We start from the raw sequence: 16,852 nt of genomic DNA, 5'->3' as shown, positions 1-16,852 counted from the left end.
CGAGGGTGCGACGTGTGGAGATCCTGTGAAGACCGGTTCGGGCGGGCGACTCAGATGAACAGCAGCTGGGCGCCCTCGGTCAGCTCGATGAAGTCGGAGGCCGAGATGATGCCCTCGACGTCGTCGCGCAGGTCTGCCTCGGTCAGGTGCTGCATGTCGGCGGACATGCGACAGGCCCACAGGTGGCCGCCCGAGGCGACGATCTGGTCGAGGAACTCCGGCACCTCGGGGATGTCGAGCTCGGCGATCGACTTCTTCATCTGGGAGGTCGCGAGATGAGTCATGCCGGGGATCCCGCCGAGGCCCTGGGGCATGTGGGTGGCCGTGTTGCCTAGCATCGTGAACTTCAGCTCACCGGAGGTCTTCTTGTTGATCATGTCGAAGCCCCAGAAGGTGAAGAACAGGTGCGTCTCCACCCCCTCACCGAGGGCGGCATTGGCCAGGATCAGGCCCGGGTAGGCCATGTCGAGGTTGCCCTTGCTGCAGATGATGGCGAGCTTGCGCCCCTCGGACGCCGGCGTGTCGAAGGACGGCACGAGCGGGGCGGTGGTCGGGTCCTGGACGGTCGGTGTGGTCATCACACACATCCCTTCGGCTTGGGCAGCCCGGCGACGTAGGCCATCTTCTTGGCGGGCTTGCCCGGGAAGAGCGCGAAGATGGACTTGACCGGTGTCCCGGTCTGGGTGCTGACGCGGCGGAGCGTCGGGGTCTCGCCCTGGCGGGAGTAGTCCTCGCGCAGGAAGTGGACGAGCGTCCAGTGGTCGTCCGTCAGCTCGATCCCGATGAGTCTCGCGAGCTCTCCCCCGAGCTCGTCCGACCACTGGTCGGGATGGGCGAGGAAGCCCTCGTCGTTGACCTCGACGGCATGGCCGGCGATCGTCGTGGTGGGCATGGTGCCGCTCCTTGTCTGCGGTTAGGCGGCGGGGACCTTCCCCGCCATCGACATCTGCGCGGGCAGGCCGAGAGGTCGTCCGGGGAGCAGGAGGTTCCAGTAGATGTGGCGGAACGCGAGCTTGCCGAGGTGGTTGGCCCGCGACTGCTTGAGCAGGGTCATCGGGCCCACGACCGGCAGGGGGAAGGTGCCGGTCAGTGGCTCGGTCTCGTAGTTGAAGTCGAGGAGCATCGCCTTGCCACCGCCGGACTCGACGAAGCAGTTCGCGTGGCCGTCGAACGAGTGGGTCATGCGCCGCCCGGAGACGTGCTCGAGGAAGTTCTCCACGAAGACCTCGACCGAGAAGTGGGCGACCGACCCGGCCTTGGACGTCGGGATGTTGCTCGCGTCGCCCAGGACGAAGATCGAGGGGTGCTCGGTCGACTGGAGGGTGTGCTTGTCGACGGGGACGTAGTTGAGCTCGTCACCCAGGCCGGAGCGGGCGACGAAGTCCGCGCCCATGTTGAGCGGGATCGTGACGAGCTGGTCGTAGGCCACCTCGCGCTCGTCGTAGGAGACGAGCACGCGGCGCTCCTGGTCGACGTGCTCGACCATGAAGTCCGTCTCGAGGGTGATGCCCTTGTCGGCCAGCAGGTGGCCGAGCTCCCGGCTCGCGACCGGCTTGGTGAAGGCGCCGTCGAGCGGGGTCACGTAGACGATCTCGGTCCGGTCGCGCAAGCCACGCCGGCGCAGGTGGTCGTCCGCCAGGAAGGTGAACTCGAGCGGCGCCACCGGGCACTTGATCGGCATCTCGGTGATGTGCACGACCAGCCGGCCGCCGGAGAAGCCGGCCAGCGCCTCGCGCAGCGCCAGAGCGCCCTCGTAGGTGTAGAACTCGCCGACACTGCGGTGCCACTCGGGGCCCAGCATGCCCGGCGTCTGGTCCGGCCGCGGGGCCGTGCCCGAGGCGATGACGAGCTCGTCGTAGCCGAGGGTGCGCCCGTCGACGAGCGAGACCTCACGGGTCTGCGGGTCCACCCGGTCGACGTCGCCGAGGACGAGCTCGACGCCGTCGGCGATGAGGGCGTGCCGGCTGCGCCTGACCTGCTCGGGCTCGATGAGCCCGAAAGGCAGGAAGAGGTAGCCCGGCTGGTAGTCGTGGACGTCGTCCTTGTCGACGACGGTGATGCGCCACTCGCTGGCGGGGAGACGGTGCCTCAACTTGTTGACGACCATGGTGCCGGCCGTGCCCGCTCCCAGGACCACGAGGGACTTCGTGGTGGTGGTCATGCTCCGACGGTACCCCTATGGGTATCCGCGGCGCTGTGAACCAGCCGACACCAACGGTGTGACCTCGTAGACACGAGCGCCTCCCGCACGGGGAAGGTGGCCCCGGACGCGACGATGCCGGCCGCCCCGACTGGGGCGACCGGCATACGTGGTCGTGCTGGAGGTCAGGACCTCACTGGCCGACGCGGAAGCGCGCGAAGGAGGTCGCCTTGGCGCCGCCCTCCTCGAGCACCTTGCCGACCGTCTTCTTGGCGTCCTTGGCGAAGGCCTGCTCGAGCAGGACGTTCTCCTTGAAGAAGCCGTTGACGCGACCCTCGACGATGCGGGGAAGGGCGGCCTCGGGCTTGCCCTCCTCCTTGGCCGTGGCCTCGGCGACGCGGCGCTCGTTCTCGACCGTCTCGGCCGGGACCTCCTCGCGCGAGAGGACCGTCGGGCTGAAGGCCGCGATGTGCATCGCGACGTCGCGACCGACGGTCTCGTCGCCGCCCTCCAGGGCCACGAGGACACCGATCTGCGCGGGCAGGTCGGGGCTCGTCTTGTGGAGGTAGGAGACGACCTTCTCGCCCTCGAGGCGGGCGACCCGGCGGACCTCGATCTTCTCGCCGATGGTCGCGTTGGCCTCGTCGAGCAGCTCCTGGACGGTCTTGCCGTCGCCGAGCGTGCTCTTGAGGAGCGAGTCGGCGTCGGTGGCACCGGAGGCCACGGCCTGCGCGAGGACCTGGTCGGCGAGGGCGATGAACTTCTCACCCTTGGCGACGAAGTCGGTCTCGCAGTTGACCTCGACCAGCGTGCCGACGCCGTCGCCGGCCTGGGCGGTCACGAGGCCGTTGGAGGCCGAGCGGCCCTCACGCTTCGTCACGCCCTTGAGGCCCTTGACGCGAAGGACCTCGACGGCCTTGGCGCGGTCGCCGCCGGCCTCGTCGAGGGCCTTCTTGACGTCCATCATTCCGGCGCCGGTCTGCTCGCGCAGCGCCTTGATGTCAGCGGCGGTGTAGTTCGCCATGCTCTGTATCGCTCTTTTCGTCAGTGGAGATTGGTGCTGGGTGCTGAGGCGGTCGGAGCGGCAGGCTCAGGCCTGCTCGGCACCGGCCGTCGCGTCAGCAGCCGGCGCCTCGGCCGGCGCCTCGGCGGCGGTCTCGGCGGCGGTCTCGGCGGGGGCGTCGACCGCGATCTCGGCGGCGACCTCGGGCGAGGGCGTCTCGACGGGCGTCTCGGTGGCAGCAGCAGCCTCGGCGTAGAGCTCGCGCTCCCACTCGGCCAGGGGCTCCTCGGCCTGCACGTCGGAGCCGGTCTTGCCGGACGAGCGCTGGACCAGGCCGTCGGCCACGGCGTCGGCGATGACCCGCGTCAGCAGCGTGACGGAGCGGATCGCGTCGTCGTTGCCGGGGATCTTGTAGTCGACCTCGTCGGGGTCGCAGTTGGTGTCGAGGATCGCGATGACCGGGAGGCCGAGCTTGCGCGCCTCGTCGACCGCGAGGTGCTCCTTCTTGGTGTCGACGATCCAGACGGCCGAGGGCACCTTGGACATCGAGCGGATGCCACCGAGGGTCTTCTCGAGCTTGTCCTTCTCGCGCTTGAGGATGAGCAGCTCCTTCTTCGTGTAGCCGGAGCCGGCCACGTCGTCGAAGTTGAGCTCCTCGAGCTCCTTGAGGCGCGTGAGGCGCTTGGAGATCGTCTGGAAGTTGGTGAGCATGCCACCGAGCCAGCGGTGGTTGACGTACGGCATGCCGACGCGGGTCGCCTGCTCGGCGACGGGCTCCTGGGCCTGCTTCTTGGTGCCGACGAAGAGGATGGTGCCGCCGTGGGCGACGGTCTCCTTGACGAACTCGTAGGCGTTGTTGATGTACGTCAGCGACTGCTGCAGGTCGATGATGTAGATGCCGTTGCGCTCGGTCATGATGAAGCGCTTCATCTTCGGGTTCCAGCGTCGGGTCTGGTGCCCGAAGTGGACGCCGCTCTCGAGGAGCTGGCGCATGGTGACGACGGCCATTGCCGTGTTCTCCCTTGTGTCGTTGTTGTCAGTTGTGCGTGGGCGGCCGACGCTCGCGGACACGTGGAGCACGTGACCCGGCGGGCGGCGTACGACCTCACTCCTGGCGCCTGACGCACCCCGCCCCACCGCGAGGGTTGGGGACTGCCGTGGTGCGACCCGGTCCGGCGGACCGGCAGAAGACGCGCGAATTACGGTCGCGTGCGCGCAGGCACACGTGACCTCAGACCATGCTACGGGCTGACCCGGGTCGTGGAGAAATCGCGGTGACCGGACACAATGGCCCGCATGGCTCACTGGGTGGACGCGATCCCGACCTTCGTCGTCCTCACGGTCGTGCTCTTCCTCCCCGGCTGGCTCGTCGTCCGGGCCCTCGGGGCCCGGGGCCTGGAGGCGCTCGCCGTCTCCCCCGCCGTCTCCACCGGGCTGATCACCGCTTTCGCAACCGTGGCCCAGCCCCTGGGCGTGCGCTGGGGGCTGGTCCCGCTCGCCGCCGTGACGGCCGTCTCGTTCGTCGTGGCCTGGGTGGCCCGCCGGCTCTTCGGGCACCACGACACCGAGCTGCATCCCGCCCGACGCCTGCTCGGACGACCGCAGCCCGATGCCGCCCTGGCCATCGCGATCGGCGCCGTGCTCGCCCTGGCGACGATCCTGCCCTCGATCGGGCGGCCCGACGAGCTCGTCGACTCCCCGGACGCGGTGTTCCACCTGAGCCGCATCAAGACGTTCCTCGAGAGCGGCAACTTCTCCATCGCCAACCCGACCCTCTACCCCAGCGGGTTCCACGTCTGGGTGGGGACGAGCCTGCTGACCGGCAGCGCGGACGTGCTCCCGGGCACCAACGTCGCCACGGTCCTGCTGGCCGCAGTGGTGTGGCCGATCGGCTGCGTGGCGCTCGTCCGACACGCCCTGGGCACCTCCCGTCTCGTGACGTATGCCGCCGGGCTGGCCTCCGCGGCCTTCATCGCCTTCCCGACCGCCCTCCTGGGGTGGGGCGTGCTCTGGCCCAACCTCATGGCGACCGCGCTGACCCCGGGGGCCCTCGCCCTCATGCTGCAGGCCGCGCGATCGAGACGGGTCGGGCAGTGGCTGGCCTTCGCGGCCGCCCTCCCGGGCCTGGCACTCATCCAGCCCAACGCCCTCGTGGCCCTCCTCGTCTTCGCGCTCACGTGGTTCATCACGGCCCGGGTGCGCGCAGGACTCATGGGGCACCTCGCGTGGCGCGTCGTGGTGCGCGACCTCGCAACAGTGGCTGTCGCCGTCGTGGTCGGACTCGTGGTCGCCCCCACGGTCTCGGCCCTGCTGGCCTCGACGCAGTCCTACGAGTGGAAGGACAAGGTCTCGGTGTGGGCCGCGCTCGTCGAGGTCGTCGGCGGTCGGGTGCTCATCTCGGACGTCCTCTGGGGACTGGTGGTGCTCATGGTCCTCGGCATCGGCTGGATCGCCCTCCGCGCCCGGGCTGCGCTCCCGGTCGTGGCCATGTGGCTCGCCTGCGTCGTGCTCTACGTCCTGTCCGCGTCCTCGACGATGTCGTGGACGGCGCTGGTGACCGGCTACTGGTACAACGACAAGATCCGCCTGGCCTCCTTGGCTGCCGTGCCCGGGGTCGTGCTCGTGGCCGCCGCCGCGCCGGCGGTGCGTGAGCTGGCGGGCCGGGTGCCGGCGCTCGGTCGCCGCCCGGTCGCCGCCGCGCTGCTCGGCGCCCTGACGATCCCGGTGCTCACGCTCGGCCTCAACGGAGGCACCCGCGAGCAGATGCTGGCCGACTTCTTCCGCCCGGCCGACCCGAGCAAGGTCATCCTGTCGCGCGATGCCCAGGCGTCCCTGGCCAGGCTCGCCGCCCTCATCCCGCCCGGGCAGGGCCTCGTCGGACGCCCCGAGAACGGCTCGCCCCTGATGTGGCCGCTCTTCGGCACCCGGACCCTCTACCGCTCCATCCCGATCCCCCCGGCGGGCGACGGGATCGTCATCGGCACGGGATTCGACGACATGGCCCACCGCCCGGACGTGTGCGAGGCACTGGCCCGCAACGACGTCCGGTGGGCCATCGACTCCAGCCACGTCTACTGGCTCGACAAGCCGGAGCGGTCCTCGGGGCTGAAGGACCTCGCGAAGGTCGACGGCGTCGAGGCCGTGCGGACCGACGGCCAGTACACGCTGTACCGCATCACCGGCTGCGGCCTCGGCGCCGGCATGTAACGCCCGGTCGGCCTGCAGCGATGGAGTCGGTGGAGATCCCACCCGGACCCCTGACCGGGTGGGATCTTCCCTGTCCGGTCGCCGGGTTCGGCGGCGCCGTGGCTACGCTCGGGCCATGAGGACGCCGCTGATCTCCCGGATGCAGCCCTTCGGCACCACGATCTTCGCCGAGATGTCGGCACTCGCGCAGCGCACCGGCAGCATCAACCTGGGGCAGGGCTTCCCCGACACGGACGGACCCCGCGAGATGCTCGAGGCGGCGAAGGCGGCCATCGACGGCGGCCGCAACCAGTACCCGCCGGGCCCCGGCGTGCCGGAGCTGCTGCAGGCGGTCGCCGCGCACCAGGAACGCTTCTACGGGCTGACGCTCGACCCCTCGTCGCAGGTCCTCGTCACCGCGGGCGCCACCGAGGCGATCGCCTCGGTCGTCCTCGCCCTGTGCGAGCCGGGCGACGAGGTCGTCACCTTCGAGCCCTACTACGACTCGTATGCCGCCACGATCGCCCTCGCCGGGGCCACCCGCCGCACCTCGGTGCTGCGCTTCCCCGACTTCGCCGTCGACGAGGCGTCCCTGCGGGCGGCCTTCTCCTCGAGGACCCGCCTCGTGCTGCTCAACACGCCGCACAACCCCACCGGCAAGGTCTTCAGCCGGTCCGAGCTCGAGCTCGTCGCCGAGCTCGCGCGCGAGCACGACGCCTGGGTGGTGACCGACGAGGTCTACGAGCACCTCGTCTTCGACGGGGCCGAGCACGTGCCGATGGCGACGTTGCCCGGCATGTTCGAGCGCACCATCACGATCAGCTCGGCCGGCAAGACCTTCTCCGCGACGGGGTGGAAGGTCGGCTGGCTCTCGGGCCCGGCCGAGGCCGTCAGGGCGGCCCGGACGGTCAAGCAGTTCCTGACGTACGTCGCCTCGGGGCCCTTCCAGCCGGCCGTCGCCGTGGCGCTCGGGCTGGGCGACGACGTGTATGCCGGCCTGCGCAACTCGCTGCAGGCCAAGCGCGACCTGCTGTGCTCGGCACTCGCCGCGTCGGGGCTGGAGGTGTCCCGGCCGGCAGGCACCTACTTCGTGATCGCGGACGCCGCGCCGCTCGGGGCGGTGGACGGGCTGGAGTTCGCGCGCCGGCTGCCTGGGCTGGCCGGCGTCGTCGGCGTGCCGGTCTCGGTCTTCCACGACGACCAGGAAGCGGCGCGCACCCTGGTGCGGTTCGCCTTCTGCAAGCGTGACGACGTCCTCGTCGAGGCGAGCCGTCGCCTCGCCGCGGCCGGCCGGCAGAACCCCCAGCCCGTGCAGTGATCGGCACGGCCGGCCGTCCACATCCCGGGGCCGGCCTCGACGGTTGTCCACAGCCACGGCGCCGAAGAGCCTCGGGGCGGCCGCAGGCGCCGACGCTGGGCACATGACGATCGGTTCGGGAGTCCTCGCCGCGGTGCTGGCTGCCACGTCGGTGACGACAGCTGTCATACCGGCCGGTGTCCTCGCGCCCTCCGGTCCGAGCGGCACCGCGGTGGCGACGGGCACGGCCTCGGCGCGCTGGAGCTGGCCGCTGGACCCTCGTCCCGAGGTGGCGCGGCGCTTCGACCGGCCGGACCAGCCGTGGCTGCCGGGTCACCGTGGCGTCGACCTCGCGGCAGCTGTGGGTCAGTCGGTGCTCGCCCCGACCGACGGCCGGGTCACCTGGACCGGCGTCGTCGCCGGACGGTCGGTCGTCGTCGTCTCCCACGATGGCGGCCTGCGCAGCACCTTCGAACCGGTGGTCGCGGTGGTGCCGGTGGGCGCCGCCGTCTCGCGTGGACGGGGCATCGGTGCCGTGGCCGCGACGCCCGGGCACTGCGCTCCGCGCACGTGCCTGCACTGGGGCGTGCTGCGCGGCGAGACCTACCTGGACCCGCTCGCGCTCGTCGGTCGTGCCGGGGTGGTCCTGCTCCCGGTTCCCTGAGCGCCAAGGCGGCGCGGTCTCAGGCGCGGGGGTGGGCCTGCTCGTAGCTGCGCCGCAGCCGGTCGACGGAGACGTGGGTGTAGATCTGCGTCGTGGCGAGACTCGCGTGCCCGAGGATCTCCTGCACCATGCGCAGGTCGGCGCCTCCCTCGAGCAGGTGCGTCGCGGCGCTGTGGCGAAGCCCGTGCGGGCCCAGGTCGGGCGCGTCCGGCAGGTGGGAGAGCAGCTCGTGCACGGCGGAGCGCACCTGGCGGGTGTCGACGCGGCGTCCGCGGCGGCCGAGGAAGAGCGCGGGGCCGGAGTGCTCACCCACGAGCCGGGGGCGGACGGCGAGCCACGCCTCGATGGCCCGTCGTGCCGGGGCGCCGAAGGGGACGATGCGCTCCTTGGATCCCTTGCCCATGACGCGGACGACGTCCTGGGAGCGGTCGACATCGTCGATGTCGAGCGCGGCGAGCTCACCGACACGGATCCCGCTGGCGTAGAGCAGCTCCAGCATCGCGCGGTCACGCACGTGGATGGGGTCGTCGTCATCGGCGCGGACGGCAGCGAGGTCGAGCAGCGCGGTCGCCTCGCCCTGGCGCAGCACCTCGGGCAGGTGAGCCTGCCGCTTCGGGGCCACGAGGCGCAGCGAGGGGTCGGCCGCGATGCGCCCGGTGTGCTCGGCCCAGCGCAGGAAGGTCCGCGCGGAGGCGGCGCGGCGGGCGATGGTCGCCCGTGCCGCCCCGGCGTCGGCCTGCGCCCCGAGCCAGGAGCGCAGGTCGCCGATGCGCAGCTCATCGATCTGCTGGATGCCCTGCTCCCCGGCGAAGGCCAGCAGGTGCCGGATATCGCCGAGGTAGGCACGGCGCGTGTGCTGCGACCGGCCCCGTTCGGCGCCCAGGTGGCGGGAGAAGGCGTGGAGCAGCTCCGCGTGCCGTTCGAGCACGGCGGCTTCCTCCTCGCGCTTCGTCACATCCGTCACTTGCGCACCATCGCAAAGTGGTGCGACGTTGGCAAGCCCCGACCGTGGGATGGCCCGGACCCCGTGGGTCAACGTGCTGCCGTCAGGCGCCGTTGCGGACGCTTGCGCCACGTACCGGCCGACTCGGTCACGAGCCCCAGGCGTTCGAGCCGGCCGAGGGCGGCTCGGACGGCCAGGGGTGACTGCGCCGCGGATCGCACGATGGCATCGAGCGGTAGCGCCGACCGGAAGGGCACGGCCTCGAGCACCGACGCGTCGAGAGACGGGAGGGCGTCCTCCGGAAGCACCGGACCTCGAGCGGGCTCGCAGGCGTCGTCACCCAGGTCGCCGACGAGGTCGATGACCTCACTGGCGGAGGTCACGAGCACCGCACGCCCGTCACGGATCTCCTGGTGGCAGCCGGAGGAGGTCATCGAGGTGATCGGCCCGGGCACGGCACCGACGTTGCGGCCCGCGTCGATCGCATGCTTGACGGTGTTGCGCGAGCCCGAACGCAGGTCGGCCTCCACCACCACCGTGCCCCGGGTCATCCCGGCGATCAGGCGGTTGCGAGCGAGGAACCGGGACTTCATGGGAGCCGAGCCCGGCGCCACCTCGGAGACCACGAGCCCGTCGCGTGCGATCCGCGCGATGAGGGTGGCGTGGGCCGAGGGATAGGGCCGCTCCACGCCGCCCGCCAGCACTGCGACGGTGGCACCGTCGACCGCGAGCGCACCGCGATGGGCGCTCCCGTCGATGCCGAACGCGGCGCCGGACACCACCGACCACCCGCGCTGGGCCAGACCCGCCGCGAGGTCGGCCGCGACCTGCTCGCCGTAAGCGGTCGCCGTCCGTGAACCCACGACGGCCACCGAGCGCTCGACCGTCTCGGCGAGGTCGAGTGGCCCTCGCACCCAGAGGCAGTACGGCGGCACCGGGATGCTGCCGAGCCGCTCGGGCCACTCGTCGTCGCCCGGGACGACCACGCGCGCCCCGACCTTGGCCGCGATGTCCAGGTCACGCTCCGTGTCGAGCGAGGCCACCCTCGGCCGGAACCGGCCCAGGGTGCCACGACCGGCACGGATCCTCGCCACCGCTTCGGGCGCACCCACCTCGTCCAGGAGCGTGCGCACCTCCCTGTCGCAAGGCTCCGCGAGCCGCGACAGCGCCGCCCTCGCGAACCGGTCAGCGTCCATGCTGCACCTCCCCTTCCAGGAGTCCGCGGTCTTGTCCTTGGTGTCCTTGGTGTCCTCGGCCTGGCTGGTCGCGTGCCTCATGCCGCCATCCCCGCCCGGTGCCGCAGCGACAGTGCGAGGTCGACCTCCTCGCGGCCGGGGCGCTGCAGCCCCATGACGTCCGCGATCGTCCAGGCGCACCGCAGCGTCCGGTCGTAACCTCGGAGGCTGAGCGCACCGCTCTCTAGGGACCGGTCGAGGCTCGCCGTGGCCGAACCGGGCAGCCGCCACGGCCGACCCCGCAGGACGGAGCCGGGAACGTCGGCGTTGACTCCGCGGCATGTCTCGAGCACCTCGCGCCAGCGCTCCCCCTGGGCGCGGCGCGCCCCTGCCACCCGAGCTGCGACCGCGGCCGTCGACTCGCCCGCGGCGGCCCCGGCCATGGACAGCCCGGGCGGCTGCACGTGGACCTGCAGGTCGACGCGGTCGAGCAACGGCCCGCTCAGCTTCCCGAAGTAGGACCGGCGCATCATCGGTGTGCACGTGCAGTCCAGACCCTTGCCCCACCCGTTGCCGCAGGGGCACGGGTTGGCCGCCAGGACGAGCTGGAACCGGGCGGGGAAGGTCACGGTCTCCTGTGCGCGGGCGATGGACACCGACCCGCGTTCGAGCGGCGTGCGCAGCGACTGCAGCACGGCCTTGTCGAACTCCGGTGTCTCGTCCAGGAACAGCACGCCCCGGTGGGCCTGGGTGATCGCGCCCGGCCGGATCCGGCCGGTCCCGCCCCCGATGACGGCCGCCTGCGAGGCACCGTGGTGCGGCGCGACGAACGGCGGGCGCGAGATGAGCCGCACCTCCTCGCCGTCCCCGAGGGCGCCGAGCACGGAGTGGATCGCCGTGACCTCCATCGAGGCGGCCTCGTCGAGCGCCGGCAGCAGGCCGGGCAGTCTCTCGGCGAGCATCGTCTTGCCGGCCCCCGGGGGCCCGGCGAGCAGCAGGTGATGACCGCCGGCGGCGGCGATCTCGAGGGCGAGCTTCGCATCGGCCTGACCCACCACCTCGCTGAGGTCTCGGACCGGCGGCGGCTCGGGTGGCACGACGGGCGGGACCGGGACCTCCTCAACCGGGCGACCCCTGCCCAACGCGTCATAGCGCCGCACGAGCTCGACCACGTCGGCGACCGGGTGCACGGCAACCCCGGACACGAGGCGGGCCTCCCCGGCGTTGGCGACCGGGACGACGACGTGGCGCACGCCGGCCAGCGCGGCCGCACGGACGAGAGGGAGGACCCCCGGCACCGGCCGCACGGTCCCGTCGAGCCCGACCTCCCCGATGTGCACGACGTCGCGAACCACGCCGACCCGCACGAGCTCCAGGGCGGCCGCGACCGCGACGAAGATGCCGAGGTCGAAACCGGTTCCGACCTTGCGCTCCCCGGCCGGGGAGAGGTTGACCGTGACCCGCCGTTGGCTGACCGGCATCTTCTCGATGAGGGCGGCCGCCGCCTTGATGCGGTCGGAGGACTGCTTGACCGCGGAGTCGCCGAGCCCGCTGATGGCGAACCCCGGCAGGCCGGGCGTCACGTGCGCCTCGACGTCGACGACGAACCCGAGCACGCCGCGCAGCCCCACCGACCGGGTGCGGCCCAGCCCGGTGCCCATCAGCACACCCCGCGCAGGTGCTCGAGGCTGGCCCGGCCGCTGCGGGGCCGCAGGATCGAGATGACGTCGATCCGCAGCGCCAGGCCGTGCGCCAGGTGGTCGTGCTCGTCACGCCACAGGCCGGCGAGCCGGCGCAGTCGGCGCTGCTTGGCCCACGTCACCGCCTCGAAGGGCGCGCCGTAGGCCTCGGTCGTGCGTGTCTTGACCTCGCAGACGACGAGCTCGCGGCCGTCGACGGCGACGACGTCGATCTCGCCGCGGACGCACCGCCAGTTGCGGTCGAGGATCGTCAGGCCGTGTGCAAGCAGGTAGCGGCACGCGAGGCGCTCGCCGTAGTCGCCGAGGGCGCGGGTGGAGAGGTCCATGCGGACCACCCTCCCGGCGGCCTCCCGGCGAGGACAGACCTCAGCGGGTGGCTGTGGACGGCATACGTTCGCGGGAAGGGGATGTGGACGAACCCGCGCTCAGGGCGTCAGCCGGAGCGTCAGGTGAAGTCGCCGTTCTCGGGGAGCTTGATGTCGGGCTTGGGCAGCTCCTCGACGTTGACGTCCTTGAAGGTCACGACGCGCACGTTCTTGACGAACCGGGCCGGCCGGTAGATGTCCCAGACCCAGGCGTCGGCCATGGTGACGTCGAAGAACACCTCACCGCCGTCGTTGCGGACCTTGAGGTCGACGGAGTTGGCGAGGTAGAAGCGCCGCTCGGTCTCGACGACGTGGGTGAAGAGGCCGACGACGTCGCGGTACTCCTTGTAGAGCTGGAGCTCCATCTCGGTCTCGTACTTCTCGAGGTCTTCCGAACTCACCTGATCGCCGTTCCTGTCTGCTCTGCCGTGGTGGGCGCCGGGGCGAAGGCCTCCGTCACCTCATTCAACACCTCGACGGCGTCGTCGGTGTACACGCCGGGCAGGCGCCACGAGCGCCGGTGCAGCTCGCACGGCCCGAGGCGCGCGAGCGCCTCGAGGTGCTCCGGCGCGGAGTAGCCCTTGTTCAGTGCCCAGCCGTATGCCGGGTGCTCGTCCGAGAGCGCCACCATCAGCTGGTCGCGCTCGACCTTCGCCAGCACGCTCGCCGCGGCCACCGACGAGCACTTGAGGTCGGCCTTGATCATCGTGGTGACCGGCGGCGTGGTGGGCCCGGACTCGTCGGCGAAGGCGAAGAGCCCCACCTCCGCCGGGTCCGTCAGCCAGTCGTGGTTGCCGTCGAGGATGACCAGGTCGGGGACGACGCCGAGGCCGGCAAGCGCCCGGGTGCCGGCGAGCCGCAGGGCGGCCATGATCCCGATGGCGTCGATCTCGTCGGCGGTGGCGTGCCCGACGGCGTGGGCGACCGCCCAGCGCTGCAGGCGCGGTACGAGGGCGGTCCGTGCCCTTTCGGTCAGCAGCTTGGAGTCCTTGACCCCGACCGGGGCCGAGCGCACCGTCTCGTCGATGACGACGACCCCCACGCTGACGGGGCCGGCGAGCGCGCCCCGGCCGACCTCGTCCATGCCGGCGAGCAGGCGGTGTCCGGAGCGCTGCAGCGCCCGTTCGACGCGCAGCGAGGGCTTCTTCGAGGGCGGTGCGGCAGGTGCCATGGAGCCGGGTGCGCCGATCAGCCGGCCGCGGCCTTGGTCGCCGAGGCGGTCGGCGTGCCCGTCGGCGCGGGGTTGACCGCGCCCTTCCCGGCCGGCGCGGTGGAGGCCGGGGCAGGGACCTGCCCGAAGGTGCGCTCGGGGACGCCGAGCCAGGTCACGTGCTCGATGGGCCACACGATGAACAGGGCGCGCCCGACGACCTTGTCGATCGGCACGGACCCGGTGGCCCCGGTGCCGTCGTCGTGCCAGCGGCTGTCGGAGGAGTCGGAGCGGTGGTCGCCCATGACCCAGATGCGGCCCTGGGGCACGGTGATGTCGAACTTCTTGCCCTCGCTCGGGTAGTCGCCCGGCTTGATGTAGGGCTCGGTGATCTCGACGCCGTTGACCTTGATCTTTCCGGTGTCGCCGTTGCCCTGGACGTGGTCGCCCGGCAGGCCGATGACGCGCTTGATGAGGTGGTTCTCCGAGTCCTCCGGCAGCAGGCCGACGAAGACGAGCGCGTCGTGGAACGGCCCGCCGACCGTGCTGTGCGTGTCACCGAGGCTCCCGAGCCACGGCGTGGGCGTCCCGGGATCCTCGAAGACGACGACGTCACCGCGCTTGAGCTCGAACGGTCCAGGTGTCAGCTTGCTGACGATGACCCGGTCGTCCTTGACGAGGGTGTTCTCCATCGAGCCGGACGGGATGTAGAAGGCCTGGAAGAGCCAGGTCTTCACCACGAACGAGAGCGCCATCGCCAGGACGATGACGATCACGAGCTCCTTGATCCCGGCCAGCAGCGTGCCGCCGAAGCCCCGCGGCTTCTCGTCGTAGTCGTAGTCGTCGTCGTCGTCGATGTCGCCAGGGGTACGCCCGCGCGTGGGGTCTTCCGGGCGTCCGGTGTACTGCGACATCACTCACCATTTCGTGGGACGGAGGCAACTGGTCCTGCGGCGACCGGACCGAGCCGATCGAGCGGCCAGTATCGCACCCATACCTTGCCGACGATGTCGTCCCCGGGCACCATGCCGCCCCCCGGGTCTCCGAGGTGGGCGCGGGAGTCGGCCGAGGCTCCGCGGTTGTCGCCCATGACCCAGAACCGGTCGGGCGGGACCGTCACGTCGAACGTCACGGCGCTCGGCCGCTGTCCCGCAGCGACGTAGGGCTCGGTGACGGCGACGCCGTTGACCTCCAGTCGCCCGTCGGCCGAGCAGCAGCGGACGTGGTCGCCGGGAACCCCGATGACGCGCTTGACGTAGTCGGTGGGCTGCCCCGTGCCGGTCAGGCTCTGCACCGCCTGCACGAGGGTCTGGAGCGGCCCGCGCTCGGGCACCCGCAGGTGGAAGGCCTGGGAGGCGTCGAAGACGATGATGTCGCCGCGCCGGACGTCGTCGGGCGCCGTGAGCCGGCTGACGAGGATGTGGTCCCCGACGAGGAGCGTGTCCTGCATCGACCCGCTGGGGATGCCGAAGGGTGTCACGAGGAAGGCGCGCACGACGACAATCGCGAGCAGCAGCAGCGCGGGGCCGAGCAGCCACCGCTGACGCCGCACGGCGGCATACGTACGCGTTGGGCCGGGCGAGTGGGTTGGGCCGGGTGCGCCGGCAACCGCGCCTGTGGCGGCCTCCCCCGCCACGCCTTCCCTGCCCGGGCGCGACGAAGGCGCGGTGGACCCCCGCTCGGGGGTCGTACCGGAGCTCTCCGGGACGGCCCGCTCGGGGTCCACCGCGCCTCGTGTGTCAGTGCGACGACTGCGTCGGCAGCCGTCAGCCCTTGGCGCCGGCCTTGGCGCCGCCCTTGGCCGGGACGGTCTCGCGCTTCTCGCGGATCTTGGCGGCCTTGCCGCGCAGACCACGCAGGTAGTAGAGCTTCGCGCGGCGGACGTCACCGCGGGTGACGACCTCGATCTTGTCGATGACCGGGGTGTGCACCGGGAAGGTGCGCTCGACGCCGACACCGAAGGAGACCTTGCGGACCGTGAAGGTCTCGCCGATGCCGCCACCGTGGCGACGGATCACGACGCCCTGGAACACCTGGACACGCGAGCGCGTGCCCTCGATGACCTTGACGTGGACCTTGAGGGTGTCGCCGGCGCGGAACTCGGGAACGTCCGAGCGCAGCGACGCCGCGTTGATGTCGTCAAACGTGTGCATGATGCTTCGCTTTCCTGGGTGCCACAGGCCACCTCGTCACCAGTATGTGGTCGTGCGTCCGCGTGGCCGCGTCGAGTCACCGGTGGAGCTGGCCGAGCCGGCTCGGCTCGGTGGTGACCCGACTCCCCCTGTGGCAGGGGCCGTCGTGTCCCGGACGCAAGGAGCAAGTCTGCCAGAGCAAGCGTCCCACGGCGAAATCGGCGGCGGCGGCCGCCGCCGGCAGCGGGTGGCCCAGGTGGTCCGGGCCGTGCCCTAGCGTTGCCCCGTGGACGTCTCCCCGAGCTGGCCCGTCGTCGCCTGCCTGATCATCCTCCTCGCGGTGACCGTGGCGGCCAACCGGGTCGGCGGGCTCGGCCTCGGACGGCAGTCCGTGCTCGCGGGCGGACGCGCGGTCGTGCAGCTCACCCTCGTCGCACTCGTCATCACCGCAGTGGTCGGCTCCCTGTGGCTCTCCTTCCTGGCGGTGGGGGCGATGTTCGCCACCGCGGTGGCCACGACGTCCAAGCGGGTCGGGGCTCCGGGCACCTGGCCGTGGGCCGCGGCCGCGATGGCGTGCGGCGTCGTGCCGGTCGTCGCGATCATCCTCGCCACCGGCGCGGTGCCGCTGACCGGGATCGCGGTCATCCCGATCGCGGGCATCGTCATCGGCAACACCATGACGGTGCACACTCTCGTGGGGCGTCGCACCTTCGCGGCCCTGCGCGAGGAGCACGGCCAGTACGAGGCGTGCCTGTCGCTCGGCCTCACCTCCGACCAGGCGATCGACGAGATCATCGCCCGACGCGTGCCCGAGGGGATCGTCCCGAGCCTCGACCAGGTGCGCACCTCGGGAGTCGTCACCCTCCCCGGGGCCTTCATCGGGGTGATGCTCGGCGGTGGCAGCGCCGTGCAGGCCGCGACCGCCCAGGTCCTCGTGCTCTTCGCCATCATGGCCACCCAGTCGATCACCGCGAGCGTGCAGGCCGAGCTGATCCGTCGGCGCCGCCTTCTCCCGGCGGACCTCGACGTCGCGCTCGTCTCCTGACGCCGCCGGCCCGCCGAGACCGCATCCCCGAGACGCGCGAGATCGCCAGGCC

18 protein-coding genes are annotated in these 16,852 nt (G+C 71.7%); 4 read left to right on the top strand and 14 right to left on the bottom strand.

Translation table 11 applies throughout. The features are described 5' to 3' along the window. Nucleotides 1–50: 50 nt before the first annotated feature. From ABD241_RS03425 to rpsB, 5 genes are all read right to left on the bottom strand, one after another. Entirely contained in the window at nucleotides 51–578 is a 528-nt protein-coding gene (locus ABD241_RS03425; RefSeq protein WP_344058432.1) for a DsrE/DsrF/DrsH-like family protein, read from the bottom strand. Beyond that, nucleotides 578–892, bottom strand: a complete 315-nt coding sequence (locus ABD241_RS03420; RefSeq protein ID WP_344058430.1) for a TusE/DsrC/DsvC family sulfur relay protein — start codon at nucleotides 890–892, stop codon at nucleotides 578–580. The genes ABD241_RS03425 and ABD241_RS03420 overlap by 1 nt, the downstream gene beginning before the upstream one ends. Nucleotides 893–913: 21 nt before the next feature. Continuing rightward, on the bottom strand, nucleotides 914–2,161 hold the full coding sequence (gene sqr, locus ABD241_RS03415; protein ID WP_344058428.1) for a type III sulfide quinone reductase, selenoprotein subtype: 1,248 nt from the start codon (nucleotides 2,159–2,161) through the stop codon (nucleotides 914–916). A 172-nt stretch (nucleotides 2,162–2,333) separates the two neighbouring features. After that, nucleotides 2,334–3,164, bottom strand: coding sequence for a translation elongation factor Ts (gene tsf / locus ABD241_RS03410; RefSeq protein WP_344058426.1), 831 nt, complete (start codon nucleotides 3,162–3,164; stop codon nucleotides 2,334–2,336). A 66-nt stretch (nucleotides 3,165–3,230) separates the two neighbouring features. Next, a complete protein-coding gene (rpsB, locus tag ABD241_RS03405; RefSeq protein WP_344058424.1) occupies nucleotides 3,231–4,151 on the bottom strand; it encodes a 30S ribosomal protein S2 in 921 nt (306 codons plus the stop codon). A gap of 288 nt (nucleotides 4,152–4,439) precedes the next feature. Here rpsB and ABD241_RS03400 point away from each other — a divergent pair, with 288 nt between their 5' ends. The 3 genes from ABD241_RS03400 to ABD241_RS03390 all read left to right on the top strand — a co-directional run bounded on the left by ABD241_RS03400 (nucleotide 4,440) and on the right by ABD241_RS03390 (nucleotide 8,290). Next, nucleotides 4,440–6,350, top strand: coding sequence for a DUF6541 family protein (locus ABD241_RS03400; protein ID WP_344058422.1), 1,911 nt, complete (start codon nucleotides 4,440–4,442; stop codon nucleotides 6,348–6,350). Between the two features lie 115 nt (nucleotides 6,351–6,465). Beyond that, the gene (locus tag ABD241_RS03395; RefSeq protein ID WP_344058420.1) at nucleotides 6,466–7,647 is read left to right on the top strand and encodes a pyridoxal phosphate-dependent aminotransferase; all 1,182 of its coding nucleotides are present in this window, start codon (nucleotides 6,466–6,468) and stop codon (nucleotides 7,645–7,647) included. 103 nt (nucleotides 7,648–7,750) lie between these two features. After that, entirely contained in the window at nucleotides 7,751–8,290 is a 540-nt protein-coding gene (locus ABD241_RS03390; protein WP_344058418.1) for a M23 family metallopeptidase, read from the top strand. Between the two features lie 19 nt (nucleotides 8,291–8,309). On the opposite strand, the gene ABD241_RS03385 is transcribed toward ABD241_RS03390, so the two are convergent. From ABD241_RS03385 to rplS, 9 genes are all read right to left on the bottom strand, one after another. Then, nucleotides 8,310–9,245 carry a tyrosine recombinase XerC gene (locus ABD241_RS03385; RefSeq protein ID WP_344059508.1) on the bottom strand — a complete coding sequence of 312 codons (936 nt, stop codon included), beginning with the start codon at nucleotides 9,243–9,245 and terminating at the stop codon, nucleotides 8,310–8,312. A 77-nt stretch (nucleotides 9,246–9,322) separates the two neighbouring features. Continuing rightward, nucleotides 9,323–10,510 (bottom strand): DNA-processing protein DprA, encoded by a 1,188-nt coding sequence (gene dprA, locus ABD241_RS03380; RefSeq protein ID WP_344058416.1) that lies wholly within the window; start codon nucleotides 10,508–10,510, stop codon nucleotides 9,323–9,325. Next, on the bottom strand, nucleotides 10,507–12,069 hold the full coding sequence (locus tag ABD241_RS03375; RefSeq protein WP_344058414.1) for a YifB family Mg chelatase-like AAA ATPase: 1,563 nt from the start codon (nucleotides 12,067–12,069) through the stop codon (nucleotides 10,507–10,509). The genes dprA and ABD241_RS03375 overlap by 4 nt, the downstream gene beginning before the upstream one ends. Further along, nucleotides 12,069–12,434 (bottom strand): YraN family protein, encoded by a 366-nt coding sequence (locus ABD241_RS03370; protein ID WP_344058412.1) that lies wholly within the window; start codon nucleotides 12,432–12,434, stop codon nucleotides 12,069–12,071. The genes ABD241_RS03375 and ABD241_RS03370 overlap by 1 nt, the downstream gene beginning before the upstream one ends. Before the next feature lie 119 nt (nucleotides 12,435–12,553). Further along, nucleotides 12,554–12,874: a DUF2469 family protein gene (locus ABD241_RS03365; protein ID WP_142184205.1), complete on the bottom strand. Its 321-nt coding sequence runs from the start codon at nucleotides 12,872–12,874 to the stop codon at nucleotides 12,554–12,556. Beyond that, nucleotides 12,871–13,644, bottom strand: a complete 774-nt coding sequence (locus ABD241_RS03360) for a ribonuclease HII (protein WP_344058409.1) — start codon at nucleotides 13,642–13,644, stop codon at nucleotides 12,871–12,873. Before ABD241_RS03360 ends, ABD241_RS03365 begins: the two co-directional genes overlap by 4 nt. A gap of 17 nt (nucleotides 13,645–13,661) precedes the next feature. After that, entirely contained in the window at nucleotides 13,662–14,537 is an 876-nt protein-coding gene (gene lepB, locus ABD241_RS03355) for a signal peptidase I (RefSeq protein ID WP_344058407.1), read from the bottom strand. Continuing rightward, nucleotides 14,537–15,175: a signal peptidase I gene (gene lepB, locus ABD241_RS03350; protein ID WP_344058405.1), complete on the bottom strand. Its 639-nt coding sequence runs from the start codon at nucleotides 15,173–15,175 to the stop codon at nucleotides 14,537–14,539. Before lepB (ABD241_RS03350) ends, lepB (ABD241_RS03355) begins: the two co-directional genes overlap by 1 nt. 214 nt (nucleotides 15,176–15,389) lie before the next feature. Next, complete coding sequence (gene rplS, locus ABD241_RS03345; RefSeq protein WP_142184213.1) at nucleotides 15,390–15,776, bottom strand: 50S ribosomal protein L19; 387 nt, start codon at nucleotides 15,774–15,776, stop codon at nucleotides 15,390–15,392. A gap of 265 nt (nucleotides 15,777–16,041) precedes the next feature. Here rplS and ABD241_RS03340 point away from each other — a divergent pair, with 265 nt between their 5' ends. Further along, nucleotides 16,042–16,800, top strand: coding sequence for an ABC transporter permease (locus ABD241_RS03340; RefSeq protein WP_344058403.1), 759 nt, complete (start codon nucleotides 16,042–16,044; stop codon nucleotides 16,798–16,800). The last annotated feature ends 52 nt before the right edge of the window (nucleotides 16,801–16,852 follow it).

This window comes from Terrabacter lapilli (assembly GCF_039531305.1).
GTDB lineage: Bacteria > Actinomycetota > Actinomycetes > Actinomycetales > Dermatophilaceae > Terrabacter > Terrabacter lapilli.
This window is presented reverse-complemented; position numbering and strand designations above follow the sequence as displayed.